The sequence below is a fragment of the Wolbachia endosymbiont of Pentalonia nigronervosa genome (assembly GCF_014534705.1).
Classification (GTDB): domain Bacteria; phylum Pseudomonadota; class Alphaproteobacteria; order Rickettsiales; family Anaplasmataceae; genus Wolbachia.
This window is the reverse complement of sequence record NZ_JACVWV010000015.1, coordinates 1-21397: the sequence shown is the minus strand read 5'-3', so window position 1 is coordinate 21397 and position 21397 is coordinate 1. Positions and strand designations below refer to the sequence as shown.

Here is a 21397-nt window from a genome sequence, read left to right as displayed (position 1 = left end):
GCTTACTGTAGGAACTGTAGAAGATGATCTCTCGCGAGATGTGATGTCAGATTCACTTAATTGTACAGCAGGCTCTGCAAGAGCAACATCTTGATTTTGTTCATCTCGAGTTGTTACCGGTTGAACTGTTGTCCCTTCTACGTTACCGCTTACTGTAGGAACTGTAGAAGATGATCTCTCGCGAGATGTGATGTCAGATCCACCTGCATTTAACTTTTTTTGTACAGTAGGGTTTTCATGTTGTATATCAGTCATTTCATACTCATTACTTTGACCCATCAATTCTTCTGTTTTTTTTTCTCAAGCATTTTATTATCAATTTTTCTCTTTTATCTTCTTGTTGAGCATGCCATTTTGCTAAGACTATAGATTCAGGCAAAAACCATCTCATGATTCGATAAACACGTGATGTTTTTATATCTTTTTTATATTGTTCTTCTTTTCCTTGACCTTCAGGTTGTTTTAAATGATGTTTGTATTCTTGCACTTGATGTATTGTAGACTTAATGATGTTACCAGTCATTACCAAACCACCCAATACAAGGAGAGGCATTGATATAGAGAGAACTATAGGATTACCGAATAAAGCAAGGGAAACAGCAGCTGATGCAAAAAAGAATATATCACATAGAAGATCTAAACAAATGCATTGAAGTTTATGTTTACTTCTCTTTTTTTCTTCTGGTGTTCTTTCTATGTTAAATTTTTTGAATATTTTTTTCTCTCTAAAATGATTAGCAAGTGAGTGCATGTTTAGAGTAAACGATATTGCGTTGAAAAAAACACTTATGCCGATATTACTGAGCAGCACATTAGCTGCAACTATCGGTCGGATTATAAGGTTTATCGAATTTACAATTACAGATATGCTTGCATTAGTAATGGATAATACCGATGTTACTCGTTTTGACCAAGCTCTGATGCGTTTTTCAACACTTAACTGTATTTTCTTGCTAATATAATTTTTTTGACTAGCTTGAGTTTGAGTTTGCGCTGCTTCTACCATTCTAGTATTAAATTTATAACTTTATTAAATTGTAGATTTATATTATTAATATTTTAATAACTAGATGAGTAGACCTCTTTCGTAACTCGATTTATGGTGAGAAATTTTTAGAAGAAGCTTAAGCGAGCACCACAGAATACTTGGATGTATTTGAGGAGCGCAGCTCGGCTTCGACAACAAAATTGCCATCAGAAATTGAGTTACGAAAGAGGTCTAACCTATCCCTTAAGATAAATACTTCAGTAACGGTTTGTTAATTTTAAATATATTAACTGGATTTTTTGTATAATTCTAAGTAACCTTTAAGATACTACACGATATATCTAAAATTTATTCATGACTCTAAAAAAACTTCATTTACATTTAGTATCAGATTCAAGTGGTGAAACTGTTATATCGGTTGCAAAATCGGCTCTTAAGCACTTCAGCTCCGTGGAAGTGGTGGAATACGTCTGGTCTTTTGTAGATAGTAAAGAACAAATTAATGAAATTATAGAAAAAATCAGGAGCAAAAATAGCGAGTATAATTTTGTAATATGTACTGTTACCGATGATAAATTGAGAAGATACCTGAAAGATAATTGTGGAGAGTTGAAAGTGCCTTATATAGCGATACTCTCACATATTATTAGGGAAATTTCATCTTATCTCAATATTCAAAAAGATTTAAACCCCAATTTATATGCTGAAATAAATTACGAATATTTTCAACGTATTGAAGCAATAAACTATACTATTAATCATGATGATGGACAAAATATTCAGGATATCAATCAAGCAGATATAATTTTAGTTGGGGTTTCTCGCACCTCAAAATCGCCAACTAGCATGTATCTAGCTTATAGGGGATATAAGGTGGCTAATATTCCCTTTGTCGGCGATATACCCTTTTATGTTGATTTAAAAACATTGAAAAAAAAATTAGTGATTGGGCTGACTATAGATGTTAATAGGCTAATAGAAATACGTAAGAATAGACTTACTGCAATTAATAATGAAAGTAATGATACGTATGCTAATTATGAGAAAGTTAAAATAGAAATTAAGAAAGCAGAAGAGCTTTTTGAAGAGCAAAAATGGCCAATTATTAATGTTACACAAAAATCAATAGAAGAAGTATCGACCACAATTATACAATATTTCAATAAAATGATTACCTATTAAAACCCCAGAGAAATAAGCAAAAAACTAGGATAAACTCCGATATATTCTATTTTTTGATTACACCAACTCTAATGGATGTAATTCACGATTTTCCTGTATTTTTATCTTTACTTCGTGATCCAACATAGCTAACAGGTGAATTAAGTACTTTAAAGAAAAACCTTCAATTTTTAATCTATTAATTTGAGATACTTTGGGCTGATCAATATTCAGTACACTTGCTGCTTCTTTTTGTGTCTTATATCTTGTGCTTATTACTTGTGCAATAATTTTCATTAACTCCAATTTTACATCTTTAGGATTACCTAACTCTATGACTACTGAATAATTTGATTGTGAACTTTGCATAATAAGCTACTTTAACTTTTCTTCTTTAAATAACACATGCTTCCTTACTACAGGATCATATTTTCTAAACTCTAACTTCTTAGTAAGTTTTTTTGGATTGCGCTTCTTTACATAAAAGTAACCCGTCAGTTTTTTTTCACCAGTATTTGTTTCTTTAGTTGCAGTACTAACTAGTTTCACGAGTAGAGAAGCATTCTTTTTAGCCATAATTATACTAATTAAATAAGTTAAGTCTATTAAGCCAAATATGAAAAGTCAACTTCTTTTTGGCCTGTTGTGAAAAAAGTGAAATGAAGCAAAAGAAAGGGTAAGAAGCCGTAAATTTAATTATCACTCATAATACGAAAGGAATCTACTTAAGGATATAACTGCTCTATCTTCCAAGTATTTTTCTCTATCAAAGTATATCTAAATCTTATGTGTCTTCTGTGTTCACCTTCTTGCCAAAATTCCATTATTTTGGGAATTACACAAAATCCTACCCAAAAGTCTGGACGTGGAATTTGTTGATCGTGAAACTCTTTACTTTTTAATGCGATGCTTTGTTCAAAATCGCGCCAATCCTTTAAAACGCTGGACTGTTTTGAGCACCATGCACTAATTTGACTGTCACGTGAGCGAGAGGAATAATACTCATCTGCTTTGTCACTGCTTAGAAGTTTTACGTCTCCTTCAATTCGTACTTGTCTAAAAAATTCTGCCCAATGAAACAGTAGTGCAGCTTTTGGATTCTCCATCAAATCTTTACCTTTTCTGCTGTTTATGTTGGTAAAAAATACAAATCCTTCTTTATCATACTTCTTCAATAGTACTACTCTTGCAGATGGAACATGTTCTTTACTGCATGTTGCAAGTGTCATAACAGAGGATAGTGAATTGCTGTACCACTCTGAAAACAAGTCAAACGGATCTTCTTTAGGGAAAAATGTCATGTGCTGTAACGTAAAGTAGGTAAACAGAAAAAGCTCATAGAAGTTTATCAAGATATTCTCTAATCTTCTTTAAATCTTCCCAAGCTAAACGCTTTTGTAAAGGTTGACGTAATAAATAAGCTGGATGGAATATAGCAGCTGTAGTAATTGAGTTAGACAGATATTGATTAGTATAAGTGTGAAATTTGCCACGCAAGTTTGAGATGGTTTTCGTATTATCGAGCAGGCTATAACATGCTATTCCACCTACTAAAACTAAAATTTGTGGTGCAACCAATGCAATATGTTTTTCTACAAATGGTCTACACATATCAAGCTCTAGGTCTGTAGGTTTTCTATTACCAGGTGGGCGCCAAAATACAGTATTGCTTATATACACTTTTGTACGATCAAGATTAATTGCATTTAACATTTTATCAAGCAGCATTCCACTTGCACCACAAAACGGTATACCTTGTATGTCCTCATTTGCTCCCGGAGCTTCACCTATAAGCATAATCTTTGCATGTGGATTACCATCAGAAAAAACAGTATTAGTAGCAGTTTTTTTTATTTCACATCCTTCAAAAGATCTGACCGTATTTCTTAACTCATCAATACTACTACACTGATCTGCAAGTTTTCTTGCTTCAATTATCCAATCACTAGGGAACAAACTTTGTGGCTCTTTTTTATTGCTAGATAACGGTTTTTCAAAAGAGCTTTCTTCCTGTGGAGGTCCGTTATCCTCTATACTTGCTACTTTTTCTTCCTTTAAATTTTCTCTAACTGTGCAATCAACTCCCATTTCATGGTAAAACTTTAGTAATTCTAGATCTTTTTCACTCATAATGCTTTTTGATTTTTTCTGCCTTTCTCATAGCCATATCATACTTTAATTTAGATAAATGTCTAATATATAATATGCCATTTAAATGGTCCAGTTCATGTTGTATGCATCTAGCAAGCCAACCATTAGCTTTAAGCACCTGTTCTTCATTATTTAAGTCCTTATACTTTACTGTAAGGTATTTTGGACGTTTTATTTCATGTCTTTGTTCTGGAATTGAGAGACAGCCTTCTGCAAGGATTACTAATTCATCAGATAGTTCTGTTATTTCCGGATTTATCATACAAAAAGATCCTGTTGATTGATATCCCTGTTGCTCATCCTGATATTCTGATGGTATACGTGTAACAAAAACTCTTTTCAATACTCCAACTTGCACTGCAGCGAGGCCAAAACCGTCAGCATGCTCTACAGTTTCGAACATGTCATTTACCAATTCTTTAACTTTATCGTTTATCTCTTGTATTTCACTGGCGCGTGTGATTAATCTCTCATCCGGAGCAATGACAATTGGTAACCTAGACATAAAACTTAATTTCTATATTCCTTTTTTTTCTTTATCTAGGTATATTAAAGTGTTGCTGTATTTTTGCAATAGAAAAAACTACTAGGAATTTTATATGTACTCTGCAGTAATAGTAAAACCAAAAAGAAATGTTTTTGCTGTTTTAGATATAGGTACAACAAAAATTGTATGTTTGATTGTTAAAGTAAACAATAATTCTAGTTACAAGGTAACAGGAATAGGTTATAAGATTGCAGAAGGTATAAGTGGTGGATCAATCACAAATGTAAAACATGCAGGTTATTCTATCTCATCAACTATAAGTTTAGCAGAGCAAGTATCAGAAGAAACTATAGACCAAATATATGTTAGCGTTGCCGGATGTAACATTTCTTCTTTCAATGTTCATAATGAAATTATCTCATCCAGCCATCAAATTTCTGACCGGGATATAAAGCGTGTGATTTTTCAAACATTTGAAAAATATATTGAAGAGAATGTTATTATTCATAATATACCATTAAAGTATCACTTAGATGATATGATTGATATAAAGGAAGTTTGTGGATTATATGGAAAAAGATTGTCTGCTGATGTAAATGTTGTAACTGCTTCACGTCCTGCGTTAACCAACATGGAAAGTTGCATAGTAAACAATAGAGGACTAAATATGGCTGGCTGTATTGCATCTTCATATTCTGCTGGACTGGCTTGCTTAAGTGAAGATGAAAAAGAACTCGGCACTGCTATTATTGACATCGGTGGTGGATGTACTGCAATTGGAATTTTTACAAGAGGAAAATTTGTATATGCAAACAGTATTCCAATTGGCGGTATGCACATAACTCGAGATATTGCTTATGGGTTATGTACAAGCATAGAGAATGCAGAACGTATCAAGATACTATATGGAAGCACCATCATCACTTCAATAGATGAAGGCGAACGCATTGCAGTACAAAGCAACGAAAGTGACGATCCTGTGCAAGTACTTAAATCTGAACTTATTAATATTATCAGACCAAGAGTTGAGGAAATACTTGAAATGGTCAAGGAACAGCTAAATGTGCAAAAAGATCCAGTCAATAAGGTGGTAATAACAGGGGGAACTAGTCAGTTAGCAAGTATAAAAGAAATTGCAGGTTATATACTCAATAGAAAAACTAGAATCGGATGTCCTATATCGGTCAATGGTATCGATGGAGAATATGATAAAAATCCGGTGTTTTCTGCTGCCATAGGTTCTATCAAGCTAATAGTTGATACTTTTTATAAAAGTAACTCTAGCATGTTAGGTCAAGATAGTAAAATAAATAGACTGTATAATTGGGTTAGAGCAAAAGTTACAGTTTGATTCTGTTTTTGATAGATATTTTTGAGGAAGGTGCCACGTGAGAATAAAACTAAATCGTGCATATATTAAGGACCTGATTGATGAGCCTTATTTTTCAAGAGGGGAATTTTATTTTAATAATGGAATGGTGCACATAATATCGGTTAAAGATTACTGTGTTAAATCAAAGGTTGTTGGATCTGGAGTATATAGAGTGACGCTTAGATATGGTGGTAAGCATCTGGATGGAGAATGTTCTTGTCCTGCATTTGAAAATTGGGGGCCATGTAAGCATATGGCTGCAACAGGTTTTGCTCTGATTCAATACAATAGTCATGGATATCAGTCATCTTCAGAATGTTCCGATCGCATTGATGAGCAGAACCGCTTCGAAAAAGCACTACGAAAAAAAACAAAGCAGGAACTTATTGAAATTATTATTCGCTTAAGTGACTGTTATCCAGAGATTATTGATGAGTTGGAAGATGATGATGAAGAATAGTACGTCACTCGATTCATTAATATTGACAAAATTAAAGTTCAGCAACCTGTGTAGAAAATGGTTGCGGGGATAGGATTTGAACCTATGACCTTCAGGTTATGAGCCTGACGAGCTACCGTGCTGCTCCACCCCGCGTCATTATTTATTTAATTATTATATATATAATGCAGGTGAAACACAAGAGCTATTATGCATACATATTTGTCAGCTTTTTTTACCATGATAATTAGCTATGTGCGTAACAATCTTTACAACGAAAAATACAACCTAATATTATGGATTCCTGTATTGCAGTGCATGGGAATTTTAATCTACTTTTCTTTAAGTTTTGAACCTAATCTTATTGTCACTGTATTAATTTTTCTTTCAGCGTTAATTCCACTTTTTATATTATATAGAAAATGCGCAATATTATGTATTGCTTTAGCTGCAGTATTGATAGGATTTACAACCAGCAAAATTAGAACAGCACTGATAGATACTAAAATTCTTGGTAAAGAAAGATATGTAAAAGACATTACTGCTACAGTGAAAGATATTAATGACAAAGGCTTATATAAGCAATTTTTACTCTATGAAATAAAAAATTCTAGATTTAAGCTAGATAATATTAGAATATCAGTCAGAACTGAAATAGAAAAAGATGTTAAAATAGGCGATCAAGTAAGGCTATCGGCAAAACTCTTTCCTCTCAAAATCGCTCCTGCAGAGTATTCATACAATTTTGCAAGAGTAGCATATTATCAAAAAATAAGTGCCACAGGCTTTGCAACAAGTAAGATAACTTTATATAAAAAAGCTGAAGTAAAAAAATTTCAGGAATATATCAATTCTTTTCGTCAATATATTTATGGAAACTTACAGCACAATATCAGCAAGCCACATGCTGATATTATTTCTGCATTGCTGATTGGTAAAAAAGATGGAATTGATCAAAAAACAATGGATGCAATACGTAATTCAGGTGTAGCCCACTTGTTTGCTATATCTGGTTTGCACCTATCTTTTGTTGCAGGTCTATTTTTTTTAATATTTCGCAGCTTATTTGCAACGTCTGAAACTTTAACCCTCAAATACCATACGAAAAAAATGTCGGCATTTCTTACTATACTGCCAACCACATTCTATTTATTGATTACAGGTATGCAAATTTCTGCTCAGCGTGCCTATGTTATGGTAATTTTAGTGTTGATTGCAACAATGATAGAAAGAAAATATCGAGGGTTGATCGCAATTGCATTTGCTGCTTCAATTATACTGATCATAGAGCCTGAGTCAGTTTTAAAACCTGGTTTTCAGATGTCGTTTTCTGCTGTATTGGCATTGATTTCTAGCTATCAAATTAATGCTAATAAATTATTCAACATAAAGGTAATCAAGTATTTTATGTCAATAATGATCAGCTCAGTCATAGCAAGTTTAGCAACTGTACCATATACCATATATAATTTTAACTATTTTTCGATTAGTGGAATCATTACAAATTTAATTGCTATACCAGTGGTGACATTAATCATTATTCCTATGGGAATAGTCTATATTTTGCTAATTCCATTAGGAATCGAAAGAATTATAGTGCCATTGATAGAGTATCCTGTTGACAGTGTTTTATATGTAACAAACACAATTGCAGAGTTAAAATACTTAATTATTCCCATTCACGCTTTTCCTGCTTCATCCGTTGTTGTTATAACACTTGGATTGTTGTGGCTTTGTCTATGGAAACAAAATTGGCGTTTTTTAGGAATTTTCTTTATTATACTGGGCATTTGTCTTGGTCTTGCCTACAAAACCCCCGACATTTTAGTAAGTGCTGATAACATCGCTATCAAGGAAAATGATACCCTGTTATATTCTCTCACAAAAAAAAATAGAAATTTTGTTGTAAAAACATGGGCAAGGCAAAATGGACAAGATAAGATTGTGAATCATGCAAAATATAACAATGCAAATAAAAGACTACAATGTGATGGTGATGGTTGTGTGTATCAAGAAAATGGTAAATCAGTATTGCTGGCTGACAAAAAAGAGGATATTTTAAAACATTGTAATAATGTTGATCTAATACTTCAATTGCGCAGGTTTGACTATTCAGCCTGCGATACTCGGACTATCAGGTATGATGAGTTAGAGGTATATGGTACACATTCAATCTGGTTAACACGTGATGATACAACTATTAAGAAGGCACGTTCTAGTAGACCTTGGCATAAAGTTTGATCTTTAATTATAATTAATATATAATAACTCAATTGAAGTAAGAAAAAAAACATGAGTACAGATCCTTCTAATACTATTAAATTTCTGCATGGAGTGGGCGGTGTTGCCGACGTTGTTGGTTATCCTACTAAGCTCTGGTATGCAATAAAGAAATATTCTATAAATGGTACAATATCTACAGTAGCTATTAACACTTGGGTGCAGTTCACTTTAGCTTATATTGCTGCAATTATGATCACTCGTAATGATCTAAGTTTTCTCACAAATATATTAGATCCAAGTGCAATCTCATTATATGCTCTCGTTTCCCTCGTGCTTGTAGCGGCTTTTTTAACTTCTGTTACCCTTAAATATATACACAATCATGAAATAAAAGATGAAAAATTCATAAATAAAGACATTAGAGGTGGACAAAGTGATGAGATAAATCATCTTGCTCAAGATGTGCGGGCAATAGAAATTTTTCCTGATATAAGTCATATAACTGATAAAAATATTTCAATAATTGTACCTATTGCTGAAAAACAAGGAACAACATTAGAAAATCAGGCAGCGAAGAATAGAAATAAAGTTATTTTTATTATTGTACCATATGTAATTAGTAATCTGATTGTAACTATTGCGCTTGGAAAATTCGGCTTTGCCAATATACGTGGGTGGGAAGAGATATCTTTCATCTCAATGGTAGTTGCCATTGCTGTTGTTGGTGCTTTCATGGCATTGAATAAACTGAGAAGTAACAAAATAGACCATGAACTTAACACTGTAGTAAAATTCGGAAGCCCACACATTATTCCTTTTTTCAATACTTTTGTTCCTTTTTCACAGAATAAAATTGCATTGGTCATGGAAAACAAGGTTGAAAGTAGTGAAGATAATGGTGTGATATCTCGGGCATTGAAGTTAGTGGATAGACGCCTAACTGACTTTATTGGCGTAATTGACAGTAGCGTTTTGAAACCTTTAAGCGCCAAAGCCCAGAAAACACTTGATGGTGTAAGAGCTGATACTCGTACTCTATTTAATACATTAGAAACAAACATAACAAGAGATGTAGATGGAGTAAAAACAACTGCCGATAAAGCAATTACTGAATGTCTGCAAGGCATAGCCGAAAGTGTTAATAAGTTATGCAAGGGAGTTGAAGGGAGTGTAAAAGATAAACTGGATGAAGTAAATGTAGAGGAGATGATGGATTTAATAAATGCCCTTAAAGATATAGCGGACAAGATAAATGATATGGCGAGCAAGATAAACGCAGAGGGGATAATGATTGCAGCAAATAATGTAAGCAAGTTCTTCAGAACTGCAGAAGACAGGGTGGCCAAGCTGACCCCAGGAGCATATGGTGGGTTCGCTTTAGGTGGTTTTAGCAAAGAAAGAATGCCTGATATACCAGACCATGATGAAGTTCAACCTGAATTTATTGGTATGATTGGTGCACAGGATATAGAAGTAAAGAAACTAAATGAGAAGCTGAATAAATTGCAAGCTCAACTTAATAATGAAAGAACAATATTAAAGGAAATACAGGGAGTAAAAGAACTATTAGCAAAAGGTGAGCAAGAGAAGCCAAATCGAACAGATCCAGATAGTGGTAATGGGTCTGAAAATGGAGATAATGCTGCTAATCCACCAGACAGTGAAGAAGATAAATTACTTAAAATAAAGAAAGGGTTGGAATCACAAGAAAGAATACGAATTTTGGAGAAGCAGATCAAAGAACTTAAAGCAAAACATGCAGAAGAAGATAAGCAAGACGCAATAGATGCATGGAATGAAAAACTCAATGGTTATCCAAGAGACTTTTACTATCACCTACTTGGATCCATTGATTTGATAATAAATGGTAAAAGAGTGCCATTACGAAGCTTAGATAACAAAATAGTAGCTCACCGGAAAAACAGTGATCAGACAACTTGTTTTATTAATGCACAAGAAAAGACTGTTGAACAACCAGGAGAAAAAATTGTTCCACCTGATACAAATGTGGATGTGAAAAATCCAAGCATTGAAGCGATGTATGTAGCAGCTTGTCCAGGTTGAATTAACATTGAAAAGGTTGGATAGTTATATAGCACAGAAGTGTAGTATATCACGCAGTAAGGCTCAAAAGTTAATACGAAATGAGCAAGTAACGCTGCTTGGTAAGCCTATGATTAATAACGATCACATAGTAAAACCAGGTGATGAGTATGCAATACACCTTGTTCAACCTGATATATCCACATCAATTGAACCTAATTACAACATAAAACTTGATATTATCTATGAAGATGAAGATATCATAGTACTCAACAAGCAGAGTGGGTTAACTGTGCATCCTGGAGCAGGGACAAACAACGATACACTTTTAAATGCAGTGATAGCTTACCTTCCTAATAATAATCCAGGTATTGTTCATCGGCTTGATAAAGATACTAGTGGATTAATGGTTATCGCAAAAAATGAAGAGTCTCATAGTTTTCTATCAACCTCACTGTCAAATCGTGAAATAAAGCGTAAGTATTTAGCAGTAGTTTGGGGAACTTTGTCTTCTCAGCAAGGAACTATAAAGACTAATATTGCTCCAAAGCGTGGCAATAGGGAAGTAATGTGTGTAACGAAAACTATAGGTAAGTCAGCAGTTACCCATTATTCAGTGCAAAAGTTTATAGGATGTGCAAGCTTAGTAGAATGTGTTTTAGATACAGGTAGAACACACCAAATTCGCGTGCATATGAGTTATATAGGACATTCCATAGTCGGCGACCAGGTTTATGGTAAAAATAGCAGCAAAAGTACGAAATATACTAAAAACTCTCATTTTATTTGTCACTTCAATAGACAAGCTTTGCATGCTTATAAATTAGGATTATGCCATCCAAAAAGTAAAAAATATATGGAGTTTGAATCTGATTTACCGCAAGATATAAGGACTCTAATTAGTGAATTTGCTGCTTAGTTAAGAAAATCAGTGATATGATTTTAAATATTTAGTGAGATTAATATGTTACGTGTTATTGCGGGTAAATACCGTGGAAGAAAAATAGTTACAGGTAAACAGCTAGCTGCAAGGCCAACCATGAATATTGTTCGAGAGGCAATATTCAATATATTGCTTTCAAGAAAGTCGATTCATAATTTAAATGTACTCGATTTATTTTGTGGTAGTGGTGCTCTGTCATTTGAAGCAATTTCTCATGGTGCTAAACATGCATTTATGGTGGATTCAGACTATTACAATTTGCAATTACCAAAAAAGACGGCTGAAAATTTTGGCATTATAAATAATATTACACTCATCTGCTGTAGCGCTGATAAATTACCGCAATCTATTTCTCAATGTGGTATAGTTTTCATAGATCCACCTTATCATAGCAACTTGGTTGAATCAACTTTAGAAGGATTGGCTGGTTCAGGCTGGTTAAGTGACGATGCATTGATAGTCCTGGAAATTAGAAAAAATGAAGATTTTCACTGCAACAAAAATTTTAATGTAGTTTTAGAACGTACTTATGGTATAGCAAGAATAATTTTTCTTTCAAAATTATAGTATGTTAAACCCTCTAAGGTGCATGATTCCAGGGTATAATGGTTGTGAAAGAGAAACGTTATTACACTCTGGAGCCATACACCTAAGCTCATCAGATTTTCAAAAGTAAATAATCTATTAATGCCCGTGCACAAACTAAAAAAAACTTGTGCATGGGTATAGCAATATAAATTCGTTGTGCTATATTAAAGCTTACCTCACTATTAAAGCTATCGGTCAGGCTAGATTAAAAACCTAGCTTGACCGATTTCCTCTAGCCTTATCAACCTATATAAATTATACAGTAGTTAACTTAATTAGTGGTTAAAATTGATGATCGTTAGATTTAGACTGCCACAAATCGTGGTAACAAGGTGAAGTATAGCCCTTCTCACAACAGCAGAAACAACTAAAGAAAAGGACAGCTTGACGAAAAGATTTGAAAATAGGGACGTTCCTTCTAGCTCTGTTTTTGATAGCAAACCAACTATCTGATTTTATGCTGTAACTGGAATTGCGCAAAGTTTACATTTTTCAAAAACTTTTACCAAGGAATCCATCAAGTGTTCTATCATCTCATCAGTATGATAAGGAGTAGGAGTGATACGAAAACGCTCAGTTCCTTTTTGTACTGTTGGATAATTTATGTGCTGTACATATATTCCATGCTCATCAAATAATAACTTTGATGCTTTTTTAGATAATTCTGAGTCACCAATTATTATCGGAATTATATGGGTTTTTGTAGGAATAAAATTAATACCTGCATTCTTTAATGAGGTTTTTACTTTTTCAACCACAACCTTATGCTTCTCTCTTTCAATAGAGCTTGATTTTAAATGTTCAACACTAGCTCTAGCTGCTGCTGCAAGAATGGGTGACATAGCCGTAGTGAAAATAAATCCTGGAGCAGAGCTTCTGATGACATCTACCAAGTTTTTTGAGGATGCTATATACCCACCCATCACTCCAAAAGCCTTGGACAACGTACCTTGAATAACAGTAACTCTATCCATTAAATCATATTCCTCTGTAATTCCGCCACCACGAGAGCCATATAGTCCAACTGCATGCACTTCATCCAAATACGTAATGGCATTGTATTGATCAGCAAGGTCACATATTTCTTTAAGTGGTGCTATATCGCCATCCATTGAGTATACGGACTCAAAAGCGATTATTTTTGGTGTATTTCTGCCTATAGACTTTAATAATTGCTCTAAATGATCAACATCATTATGTCTAAATATATGTTTTGGCCTTCTTCCAGACTTTATTCCTTCAATCATTGAGGAATGATTCTTTTCATCTGAAAGAATTACTACATCAGGAATAATAGATGATAAAGTGCTTAGTGAAGTTTGATTAGCTAAATAGCCGCAGGCAAAAGTTAAAGCGGCTTCTTTTTGATGTAGATCAGCTAAAGATTTTTCTAATTCAACAACTTCTTTCGTTGTGCCCGATATATTTCTTGTACCTCCTGCACCCACTTGAGTGGAGGAATTTTTAATGGCAGAAATAACACTTTCATTTTGTACCATTCCTAAATAATTGTTACTGCACCATACAACCACTTCCCTATTTCTTTCATAATCCATAATGTAGGGAAGCTTACCAGGCAACGAAGCAAAATTCGTAAATTCACGGTAGCGACCTTCGTCTTTAATACTCTTTATTTTGTTTGAAAATATTTTCTCGTAGTCTACCAAGTTTTTATCTACTAATAGTTAATACAATTATAATAAATTATTAAATGATAGGCTACAATACTTATTTTAACTTCCTGTTACAATCTGTGAGTTGATTCGCCCTTCAATATTATTGTTTTCAAGTAAGTTTGCAGGTTTAGTACAACAATATATAATTGCTGTAACAGCCAAACAACAAGCTGCGATTAATGCAATACCTAGGCTATAAGTTCCCACTGCTTCTACTAATTTTATTGGCATTGTTTCATGATAAATTGCAGTAAATACCGAAGCTGCTGCAGTTGCTGTCAGTGCTACTGTAAATGTTGCAATAGTTGTGGTAAATAGCGCATTTCTGTAAGTTTTATTGCTTTGTGATTGACTGTGTTGACCGACAGTACCTTGATCTGCATTTTCATTTTTTATAGTAGATCTTTTACTCCGTTGGTTGCGCTTTTCATTTTTATCGTATGAAAAAACAACTTCACCGTTGTGTAAAACATCAATTTTAGTCGATGTCGAGAATCCTGGTAGTACGCCACTTGACAAATATTTTCTAATCTCAGGTATCAATGATACAACTTTAATTTTCGGCGCTTCAGATGCATCAGCTTCAGGATTATCACGCGGCACTTCAACATATCTAACTTCTAACTCTTTAGACGAATCAAGTGATATTATAACATCTTTATATTCTACCCCTTCATCTGTAGCTTCAAGATTAAACTTAAGTGTACTATTTAATTTACATAACTCTTTGGTTCCATCATCGAGAGGAGCTATATATCCTAAAAATTCAAATTTAATAATTACACAATTCGAATGATCACAATAAATACTTGGTTTATACTTTATCGTAGGTAGCCCTAGATTAGCTAACTGCAACATGCCGCCTACTTGTTCGTGTGTGAAAGCCCAGTGTCCAATTTGATTATAATTCATGGCCAATTCTTTTATAATGGAAGCAGTAGGAACTTCTGTTTTCGGAACTTTTTTCTTAGTATTTTCAAAAGCCAGAGCAAGAATACTTGTGGCCATCGTTATAAGAGAATTCTGTGGGTTCTTCTCATATGTATTATACAATTCTTTAATGTCGCCCGCAGGCATCTCCTTATCGTTAATAATTATACCATTTCTAGATAAGTCTTTACGTAATATACCACCGGACTTTGCACTATCGTAATACTCTCCATCGTTTTTTTTAGCTTGTAATTTAGCATACAAAGAATCTGCGATGCGAAATTTGTGACCTGGTGTTTCATCTAACTCTTCATTAGAATTCGGACAAGGTATTATTTCATGCACTCGTTCTAATTGACTACCATTTGGAAAATGTACTTGCTTTATAGGCTTTTGATCATTATTTTCAGGTGTTCTTGATGAATTTTCAGTACCGGTTAGTGAAGGTTGTTCTTCATCAGCACTATCAGATCCTCCACTTTCACCAACCCCACTATCGTTTGAAATACTCTCTGTTGAAGAGCTTCTGCTTTGAGCATGAGATTCAGTAGTTGGCTTTGTTATTTCATTATCATTAGTCATTGTATTTTCCTCCGGAGAATTTGATTCTATAGCCTTTTGTCCCGTGCTAACTGTTGTATCGATTTCTTGTATTGGATCAAAAGCTTTTCTACTTTTATATACCTCATCGTATATTTTCTCAACTTTATCATCCATTTCAGCAGACATTCTCTTTTCAATTAAGATTCTGCCTTCGTCATGTTCTAAAATAGTATTTAGGCTGTCTCGTAAAAGGTTTTTTCCATCTTTGTCAGTAGTAAAAAGCTGTGGGTTACTTTCAATCTCATCTAAGATCTTTACTACGAATTTCATATTGTTAACACGTGAAGCAGTTTTTAGAATTGTCTCATAAATATCTTGTTGTTTATGTAGACGATTTCCTTCTGCACAATGGATATTCCCCAAAATTTGTTTTTTAATTTGTTTAATAACCTCATCATCAGAAAGTGCTGCTTGATAAATTTTCTGAACTACCGGATTTTTGTGTTCAATGCATTTTTTACATAAACACTCTACTATCGAATCCACTTCCATACTTACTGCATTAACAAGTAAAGTGATAACACTGCTTTTTAATAGATCATTTCCACTACTATCACCTTTCTCTATGAATTCTAATACTTTCTCTACAAACACGTTATTTCCTACCATCGCTGCCCCTGCAAGCACACCATACGGAGGATATTTGTAATGTCCCTGGGCCTCTAGAGCCTCTCCAGCTTCTTGATCCTTTTGCAATTCCGGTTTAAGATCATTAAGAGCATATTGAACAAGGACCGCATCTAATAATCCTTGCTCTTTGCGTAAAGCCATGGCTGAAAAGAGACTTATAGTTTCTCTATTAAATAGGGTAATTGTTTTTCCTTTCAATGTTGAATAAAGTTCATGAAATCTTTCTATAAATTCTGATACATACCACTTACCACCAACCAGCAGTGGTAAAAGACTTAAATTTTTCTCAGCAAAAAGCTCTTTATGATATCTTTCTGCAAGCTGATCATTAGCTGCAATTGCTAGTAATAAAAGCTCGCTTACACAATGCTTATATATGAACTGTTCATCACAGCTATAGTGCGAGAGTATATTTGAATGTATATAATGATGATCTCTTCTTATTTCTCTTTTTGGATCTAATTTAAACCCAAACCATTGTGAACAGAAATTCTTGAGATTTTCAGAATCCAGTTTAATAGGTTTATTTCTATAACCTTCAATATTCTTTACAATCTCATCTAATTCCGAATAATCGCCTTCTATAGCTTGATTTAGAATGCTTTTTATATCATCAAGAGGAGATTTCACATGTACAAAATCCTGATCAACGCCTGTACCATCAGGACTTTCAAGTTGCTTTGCCTTCAATGCCTTCAATACTTCTTTAAAAAAACTCACTACTCCAATCATACTTAATCACCAATTATAGATGATTAAGTATACAACTAGACGGCAATTTGTGCAAGTAAGTTATTTAATTTTTTAGAAAAATTACTAATATCTTCTATTTCTTCACCTTCAGCAATGCAAGCTTGGTAGAATAATAAGTATATCATATCTTCCAAAATAGATCCTTCATTGTTTTCAGCGTGAGATTTTATCATGCTTTTTATGATCGGGTGCTTAGTATTAATCTCTAACACTTTTGGAGTACGGTAATTCAGTTGCTTTTGTTCACGCAAAAAACGCTCCATTCTAAGATCCATAGCACCTTCATCAACAGCTAAACATACAGGACTATCGGTCAATTTTTTAGAAATTTTTACACTTTTGACTAAATCCCCTAGCACTTTAGTAAAATATTGCAGTATAGAGTCTGCATTCTCTTTTTCACCTGATTCAGTTTCTTCATCTTTCTTCTCATTCTCTCTTGAAGAAAATTTTTCTAAGTCCACATCTGCGCGGGTTACAGACTTAAATTTATGGTCTTTATACTCATTAATAACACTAGTCCAAAAATCATCAACTGGATCAACAAAGAGAAGAACCTCTAACCCTTTATTTATAAAACCTTCAAGCTGTGGACTATTTTTTACTGAATCCAAGCTATTACCCGTGAGGTAGTATATATATTCTTGTTCAGGTTTCATTCTTTCTATGTAATTTTCAACACTGACTAACTTATCGTTGCCTGTACTATGAAACCTGCAGGCAGATAATAAAGCCTCTCTTTCATCGGTTGGCATAGCTTCACAAAGGCCTTCTTTTAAAACTGCGCCAAAATTTGTCCAGAACTCTGTGTAACCTTCCAAATCCTCATTCGCTTTTTTACTGAGTTCAGATATCACACGCTTAGTAAGCGACTTTTTGATTTGCCCAACAACACGGTTATTTTGCAAAGTTTCTCTGCTGATGTTCAAAGGTAAATCTGGTGAATCAACAATACCCTTCAGAAAGCGTAGGTACTGTGGAATGATTTGCACGTTATCTTCAGTAATAAAGACTTTATTTACGTATAATTTTACGGAGCAACGTCTATCCGGGTGAAATAAATCAAAAGGCTTAATAGAAGGAACATACAGCAGATTTATGTACTCTACCGCCCCTTCATTTTTGTTATGTAATATCATCCAAGGCTCACCGCCAATTCGTGCAACACTACGGAAAAATTCGTTATGCTCTTCTTGAGTGACATCATTTTTTGACTTAGTCCAAATTGCAGCTTTACTATTTAACTTTTCACTTTCTCCCTTTTCATTTATAAACTCAATTGGAAAATTAATATGATCTGAGTAAGTGGTAACGATATGTTCAATACGAAACTTATCCAAAAATTCACTTTCTTCAGGACGCATTATTAGAGTGATTTTAGTACCCCTGGACATTTGATCAGTCAACTTACTTATTGAATATTCCCCATCGCCCTTAGATTTCCACACCCAAGACTCTTCTTCGCCTACTTTTCGTGACTCCACTATAACTTCTGATGCAACCATAAAGCTTGAGTAAAAACCAACACCAAATTTACCGATTAGCTCAACAGCCTGATTTGAATCTTGATTATTCTTTATTGCATCTAAAAACCTTTGTGTACCAGAACTTGCAATTGTTCCAAGATTACTTATTAAATCTTGCTTACTCATTCCAATACCATTGTCAGTAATGCATAGTTGATTTTTGTCTTTATCAACACTGATAGTAATTTTCAACGGATCGTGGGAATCTAGTAAATTCTGATTAAGCTGAGATTCGTATTGTAATTTATCACATGCGTCAGATGCATTTGAAATTAATTCACGTAAAAAAATATCTTTATTAGTATAAAGCGAATGAATGACTATATTCAATACTTTACCTACTTCAGCATCGAATTTTAAGTTTTCAATTTCTTTTACATCGTGCATACAGACCTCCGTTGTTTACTTGCTATTAATAGACTTAAGTACTAAATTGCAAATTTTCAAGTTTTCACGTTAAAAAATTATCACAGCTAATATTACATTTTTATTGAAAATATTAGTTGCATTGTAAATTTCACTATGCTATTTTGATCCATATTTATTAAATTCATGGGGGTGTGTTATGTTAGTAGTAGGAGCAGCAGCAGCAGTTGGTAGTGTAGCTGGGGCAGCAGCAGGAGCTGCATTTGCTAAGGCTCAGTACGAAAAAATTGTATTAGAGCTACGGAATCAGAATGAAAACATGTCAAAAAATTGCGATAAGCAGATTGAGGCAATCAAGCAAGAGAGTGCTTCTGCAAGCAAAGAGCTCAAGGAAGAGAACAAGAAATTAAGAGAAAAATTTGAGAAAAGTGAAGAGAAATTAGCAAATTTAACGGTAGAAGTATCTCAGGCAAAAGAAGAAGCAAAAAAAGAAGCAGAAAAGAAACATCAAGAATTGATGAATAAAATGGAGCAAGATAAAAATGAAATGCGATTACAACAGAATATGATTCTTAGTTTTTTGAATATACATCCTGCATTGCAACCAGCAGGCCCATCTCACAGTGGCGCACAGACTGTAACAGAAGGCTTATCAGGGGCCACTGGAACACAGGGTTTAAATGGAGCAAATGACCAGATGAGCACTTCTCAATTCTCTATAGTAGCTGATTTTTCTGATGATGATACTGAAGTGACACCTGATCCACAAAATCCGGGTCCTTATATAAATTGGTTGACAGCACTTAATTATAAAAGAAATCATCAAGCTTCCAATATAGCAGATGAGTTTTCTGATGATGATATTGAAGTAATATCTGACCGAAAAGACCCAAATTCTCAGGTAGATCAAGTTACGGTATCTGGTCCAATAAATCTCAGTAAGTAATCTCAAGATGGCTTTTATAGTCTTATTAATCATAGAATTAGCAGTGCTTTTGCTGCTGTTAATGTTGGTATACTTTTTTAAATGGCAAAGGAGGGGTAAAATGTTTGAAGGTAATAGTACTTTGATTGATGAGCAGGAACAGAAGAAAGATGACATAACAACAATAGATAGCATGACTTTAGAAAATACGTTCAAATTATTGAAGTTAGGTAGCGTATTATCTGATCTTGATAACGACTTAAGGGAGGTTAAAAAAGGCAAGAAGACCATCGAGGATCACAGAAAATACTTTCAAACAGAAGTTTATGATAGACTTACAAAACTTTGCTTAATATATCATCCTGATATGGTACAAGGGCAAGGTGGGTCTGATGAAGAAATATTAATAACCACAGCAATACAGAATAAGATCATTGCTACACGCAATATATTGAAGCATTTCAATGACAAATTTTCTCAAGAAGGTGATTTTAAATATAGTTCCTTCAGTAAGATAAACGTTAATTTTTTTGGTAACGAAGAAAAAGTAGAGGAAATAACGTATGCAACACTGAACAAGATAAAGGAGTTGTATGATTTTAAACACGATAATTTTATACTTAATCTAAATGGGTTTTTAAGGTCAAGCCAAGCTAGCATAAAAGGTTTCATCGCAAATGATTTTGATTGTTTCTTAAAAGAAAAATCTAATGCTGAACGTTATTTTAGAAATTACTTCAATGGCCAATGTATGTTATTCAATCATTTGGAGTCATTCCATAAGCAATGTAAACAAGATAATTGCATGAAACCCATAGCTACTCAGATGCTGGAAGAATGTAACATTCAAGGTAGTATATTGATTCAGATTGAGAAATTTTTAAAACAAAATTCGCGGCAACGTCGCGCACTAATTAATCGAGATGATGCGGAAAATCGGCTATATCTTTCTTGCATTAATAATGAACAAAGTTACAAAAAAGCAGACAAGGATGTTGCTTTAGCGTTTGTAGAATATATGAATGTTTTGGTTATGTGTAATGAAATATGTAATAAAATAATGAATAAGGAGATGTCATGGTGTGGATGGATTAGTAGTAGTATTCCAGGCTTTAATCATTTTGTAAGTATGAATTATTTGATAGGCAGTGAGGTGATACGTAAGATTGTGGCAGATAATGAAATTACAAAAAATTCAGAGGATGTTTTATTCTTGCGTAAAATTTCTCATTACCTTGTAACATATTATTGTTATGGAAATGAGGGGAGTAGGCAAATAGCTGCTGACCTTTTGGACATTAATTTTGATTTATTGGGTGAAGAGGATGCACTACAGCTACTGGTTCAGGTAATAGAGGTATACTTAAATTATCTAGAAAAAGAATTTCGACCAGAAAAATATGGTAGAAAACATCAAGACTGTAAAAGGTATAGGACATCTTACCGCCATTGCTGTTGTCGCAGAAATGCCATCAGTTGATAATTTTGATAACGCTAGACAATTCGCAGCTTTTGCTGGTTTAAATCCTGAACATTACCAATCAGGTTCGTCTGTAAGTAAAAAAAGTCGAATATGTAAAATAGGATCTGAGC

19 protein-coding genes, 1 tRNA gene and 1 pseudogene are annotated in these 21397 nt (G+C 33.8%); 10 read left to right on the top strand and 11 right to left on the bottom strand.

Going from position 1 to position 21397, the window contains the following annotated elements:
* A partial coding sequence (locus IC220_RS02820; protein WP_188153076.1) for a hypothetical protein occupies nucleotides 1–255 on the bottom strand: 255 nt, incomplete at its 3' end.
* A 10-nt stretch (nucleotides 256–265) separates the two neighbouring features.
* A complete protein-coding gene (locus tag IC220_RS02815) occupies nucleotides 266–1006 on the bottom strand; it encodes a hypothetical protein (RefSeq protein ID WP_188153075.1) in 741 nt (246 codons plus the stop codon).
* 336 nt (nucleotides 1007–1342) lie between these two features.
* On the opposite strand from IC220_RS02815, the gene IC220_RS02810 reads away from it, so the two are divergent.
* Nucleotides 1343–2170: a pyruvate, water dikinase regulatory protein gene (locus IC220_RS02810; RefSeq protein ID WP_188153074.1), complete on the top strand. Its 828-nt coding sequence runs from the start codon at nucleotides 1343–1345 to the stop codon at nucleotides 2168–2170.
* A 57-nt stretch (nucleotides 2171–2227) separates the two neighbouring features.
* Here IC220_RS02810 and IC220_RS02805 read toward each other — a convergent pair whose 3' ends face one another.
* The 5 genes from IC220_RS02805 to def form a co-directional block, all read right to left on the bottom strand.
* Nucleotides 2228–2518, bottom strand: a complete 291-nt coding sequence (locus IC220_RS02805; RefSeq protein WP_188153073.1) for a helix-turn-helix domain-containing protein — start codon at nucleotides 2516–2518, stop codon at nucleotides 2228–2230.
* A 6-nt stretch (nucleotides 2519–2524) separates the two neighbouring features.
* Complete coding sequence (rpmG, locus tag IC220_RS02800) at nucleotides 2525–2725, bottom strand: 50S ribosomal protein L33 (RefSeq protein WP_188153072.1); 201 nt, start codon at nucleotides 2723–2725, stop codon at nucleotides 2525–2527.
* Nucleotides 2726–2874: 149 nt separating this feature from the next.
* Entirely contained in the window at nucleotides 2875–3450 is a 576-nt protein-coding gene (gene pdxH, locus IC220_RS02795) for a pyridoxamine 5'-phosphate oxidase (RefSeq protein WP_188153071.1), read from the bottom strand.
* Nucleotides 3451–3484: 34 nt separating this feature from the next.
* A complete protein-coding gene (locus tag IC220_RS02790; RefSeq protein ID WP_188153070.1) occupies nucleotides 3485–4279 on the bottom strand; it encodes a uracil-DNA glycosylase in 795 nt (264 codons plus the stop codon).
* Nucleotides 4272–4805, bottom strand: a complete 534-nt coding sequence (def, locus tag IC220_RS02785) for a peptide deformylase (RefSeq protein ID WP_188153069.1) — start codon at nucleotides 4803–4805, stop codon at nucleotides 4272–4274. Before def ends, IC220_RS02790 begins: the two co-directional genes overlap by 8 nt.
* A 94-nt stretch (nucleotides 4806–4899) precedes the next feature.
* On the opposite strand from def, the gene ftsA reads away from it, so the two are divergent.
* Together ftsA and IC220_RS02775 are read left to right on the top strand one after the other, a co-directional pair.
* Complete coding sequence (ftsA, locus tag IC220_RS02780) at nucleotides 4900–6138, top strand: cell division protein FtsA (protein WP_188153068.1); 1239 nt, start codon at nucleotides 4900–4902, stop codon at nucleotides 6136–6138.
* 37 nt (nucleotides 6139–6175) lie between these two features.
* A complete protein-coding gene (locus IC220_RS02775) occupies nucleotides 6176–6619 on the top strand; it encodes an SWIM zinc finger family protein (RefSeq protein WP_369408750.1) in 444 nt (147 codons plus the stop codon).
* A 58-nt stretch (nucleotides 6620–6677) separates the two neighbouring features.
* Here the strand turns inward: IC220_RS02775 and IC220_RS02770 are convergent.
* Nucleotides 6678–6754, bottom strand: a tRNA-Met gene (locus IC220_RS02770).
* A gap of 84 nt (nucleotides 6755–6838) precedes the next feature.
* On the opposite strand from IC220_RS02770, the gene IC220_RS02765 reads away from it, so the two are divergent.
* The 4 genes from IC220_RS02765 to rsmD are packed head-to-tail and all read left to right on the top strand — an operon-like array spanning nucleotide 6839 to nucleotide 12374.
* A complete protein-coding gene (locus IC220_RS02765; protein WP_188153077.1) occupies nucleotides 6839–8839 on the top strand; it encodes a ComEC/Rec2 family competence protein in 2001 nt (666 codons plus the stop codon).
* Nucleotides 8840–8890: 51 nt separating this feature from the next.
* Nucleotides 8891–10885, top strand: a complete 1995-nt coding sequence (locus IC220_RS02760; RefSeq protein ID WP_188153067.1) for a hypothetical protein — start codon at nucleotides 8891–8893, stop codon at nucleotides 10883–10885.
* Between the two features lie 16 nt (nucleotides 10886–10901).
* Complete coding sequence (locus IC220_RS02755; protein WP_223158747.1) at nucleotides 10902–11783, top strand: RluA family pseudouridine synthase; 882 nt, start codon at nucleotides 10902–10904, stop codon at nucleotides 11781–11783.
* A 45-nt stretch (nucleotides 11784–11828) separates the two neighbouring features.
* Complete coding sequence (gene rsmD / locus IC220_RS02750; RefSeq protein WP_188153065.1) at nucleotides 11829–12374, top strand: 16S rRNA (guanine(966)-N(2))-methyltransferase RsmD; 546 nt, start codon at nucleotides 11829–11831, stop codon at nucleotides 12372–12374.
* Between the two features lie 476 nt (nucleotides 12375–12850).
* Here the strand turns inward: rsmD and hemA are convergent, their stop codons facing one another.
* From hemA to htpG, 3 genes are all read right to left on the bottom strand, one after another.
* On the bottom strand, nucleotides 12851–14062 hold the full coding sequence (gene hemA / locus IC220_RS02745) for a 5-aminolevulinate synthase (protein ID WP_188153064.1): 1212 nt from the start codon (nucleotides 14060–14062) through the stop codon (nucleotides 12851–12853).
* 66 nt (nucleotides 14063–14128) lie between these two features.
* The gene (locus IC220_RS02740; protein WP_188153063.1) at nucleotides 14129–16966 is read right to left on the bottom strand and encodes a hypothetical protein; all 2838 of its coding nucleotides are present in this window, start codon (nucleotides 16964–16966) and stop codon (nucleotides 14129–14131) included.
* Between the two features lie 35 nt (nucleotides 16967–17001).
* The gene (gene htpG / locus IC220_RS02735) at nucleotides 17002–18900 is read right to left on the bottom strand and encodes a molecular chaperone HtpG (protein WP_188153062.1); all 1899 of its coding nucleotides are present in this window, start codon (nucleotides 18898–18900) and stop codon (nucleotides 17002–17004) included.
* A 178-nt stretch (nucleotides 18901–19078) separates the two neighbouring features.
* On the opposite strand from htpG, the gene IC220_RS02730 reads away from it, so the two are divergent.
* From IC220_RS02730 to IC220_RS08100, 3 genes and pseudogenes are all read left to right on the top strand, one after another.
* Complete coding sequence (locus tag IC220_RS02730; protein ID WP_188153061.1) at nucleotides 19079–19825, top strand: hypothetical protein; 747 nt, start codon at nucleotides 19079–19081, stop codon at nucleotides 19823–19825.
* Between the two features lie 100 nt (nucleotides 19826–19925).
* Nucleotides 19926–21284 (top strand): hypothetical protein, encoded by a 1359-nt coding sequence (locus IC220_RS02725; RefSeq protein ID WP_188153060.1) that lies wholly within the window; start codon nucleotides 19926–19928, stop codon nucleotides 21282–21284.
* Nucleotides 21199–21397 (top strand): annotated as a pseudogene (locus IC220_RS08100) (IS110 family transposase); the annotation flags it as partial. The gene IC220_RS02725 and the pseudogene IC220_RS08100, both read left to right, overlap by 86 nt.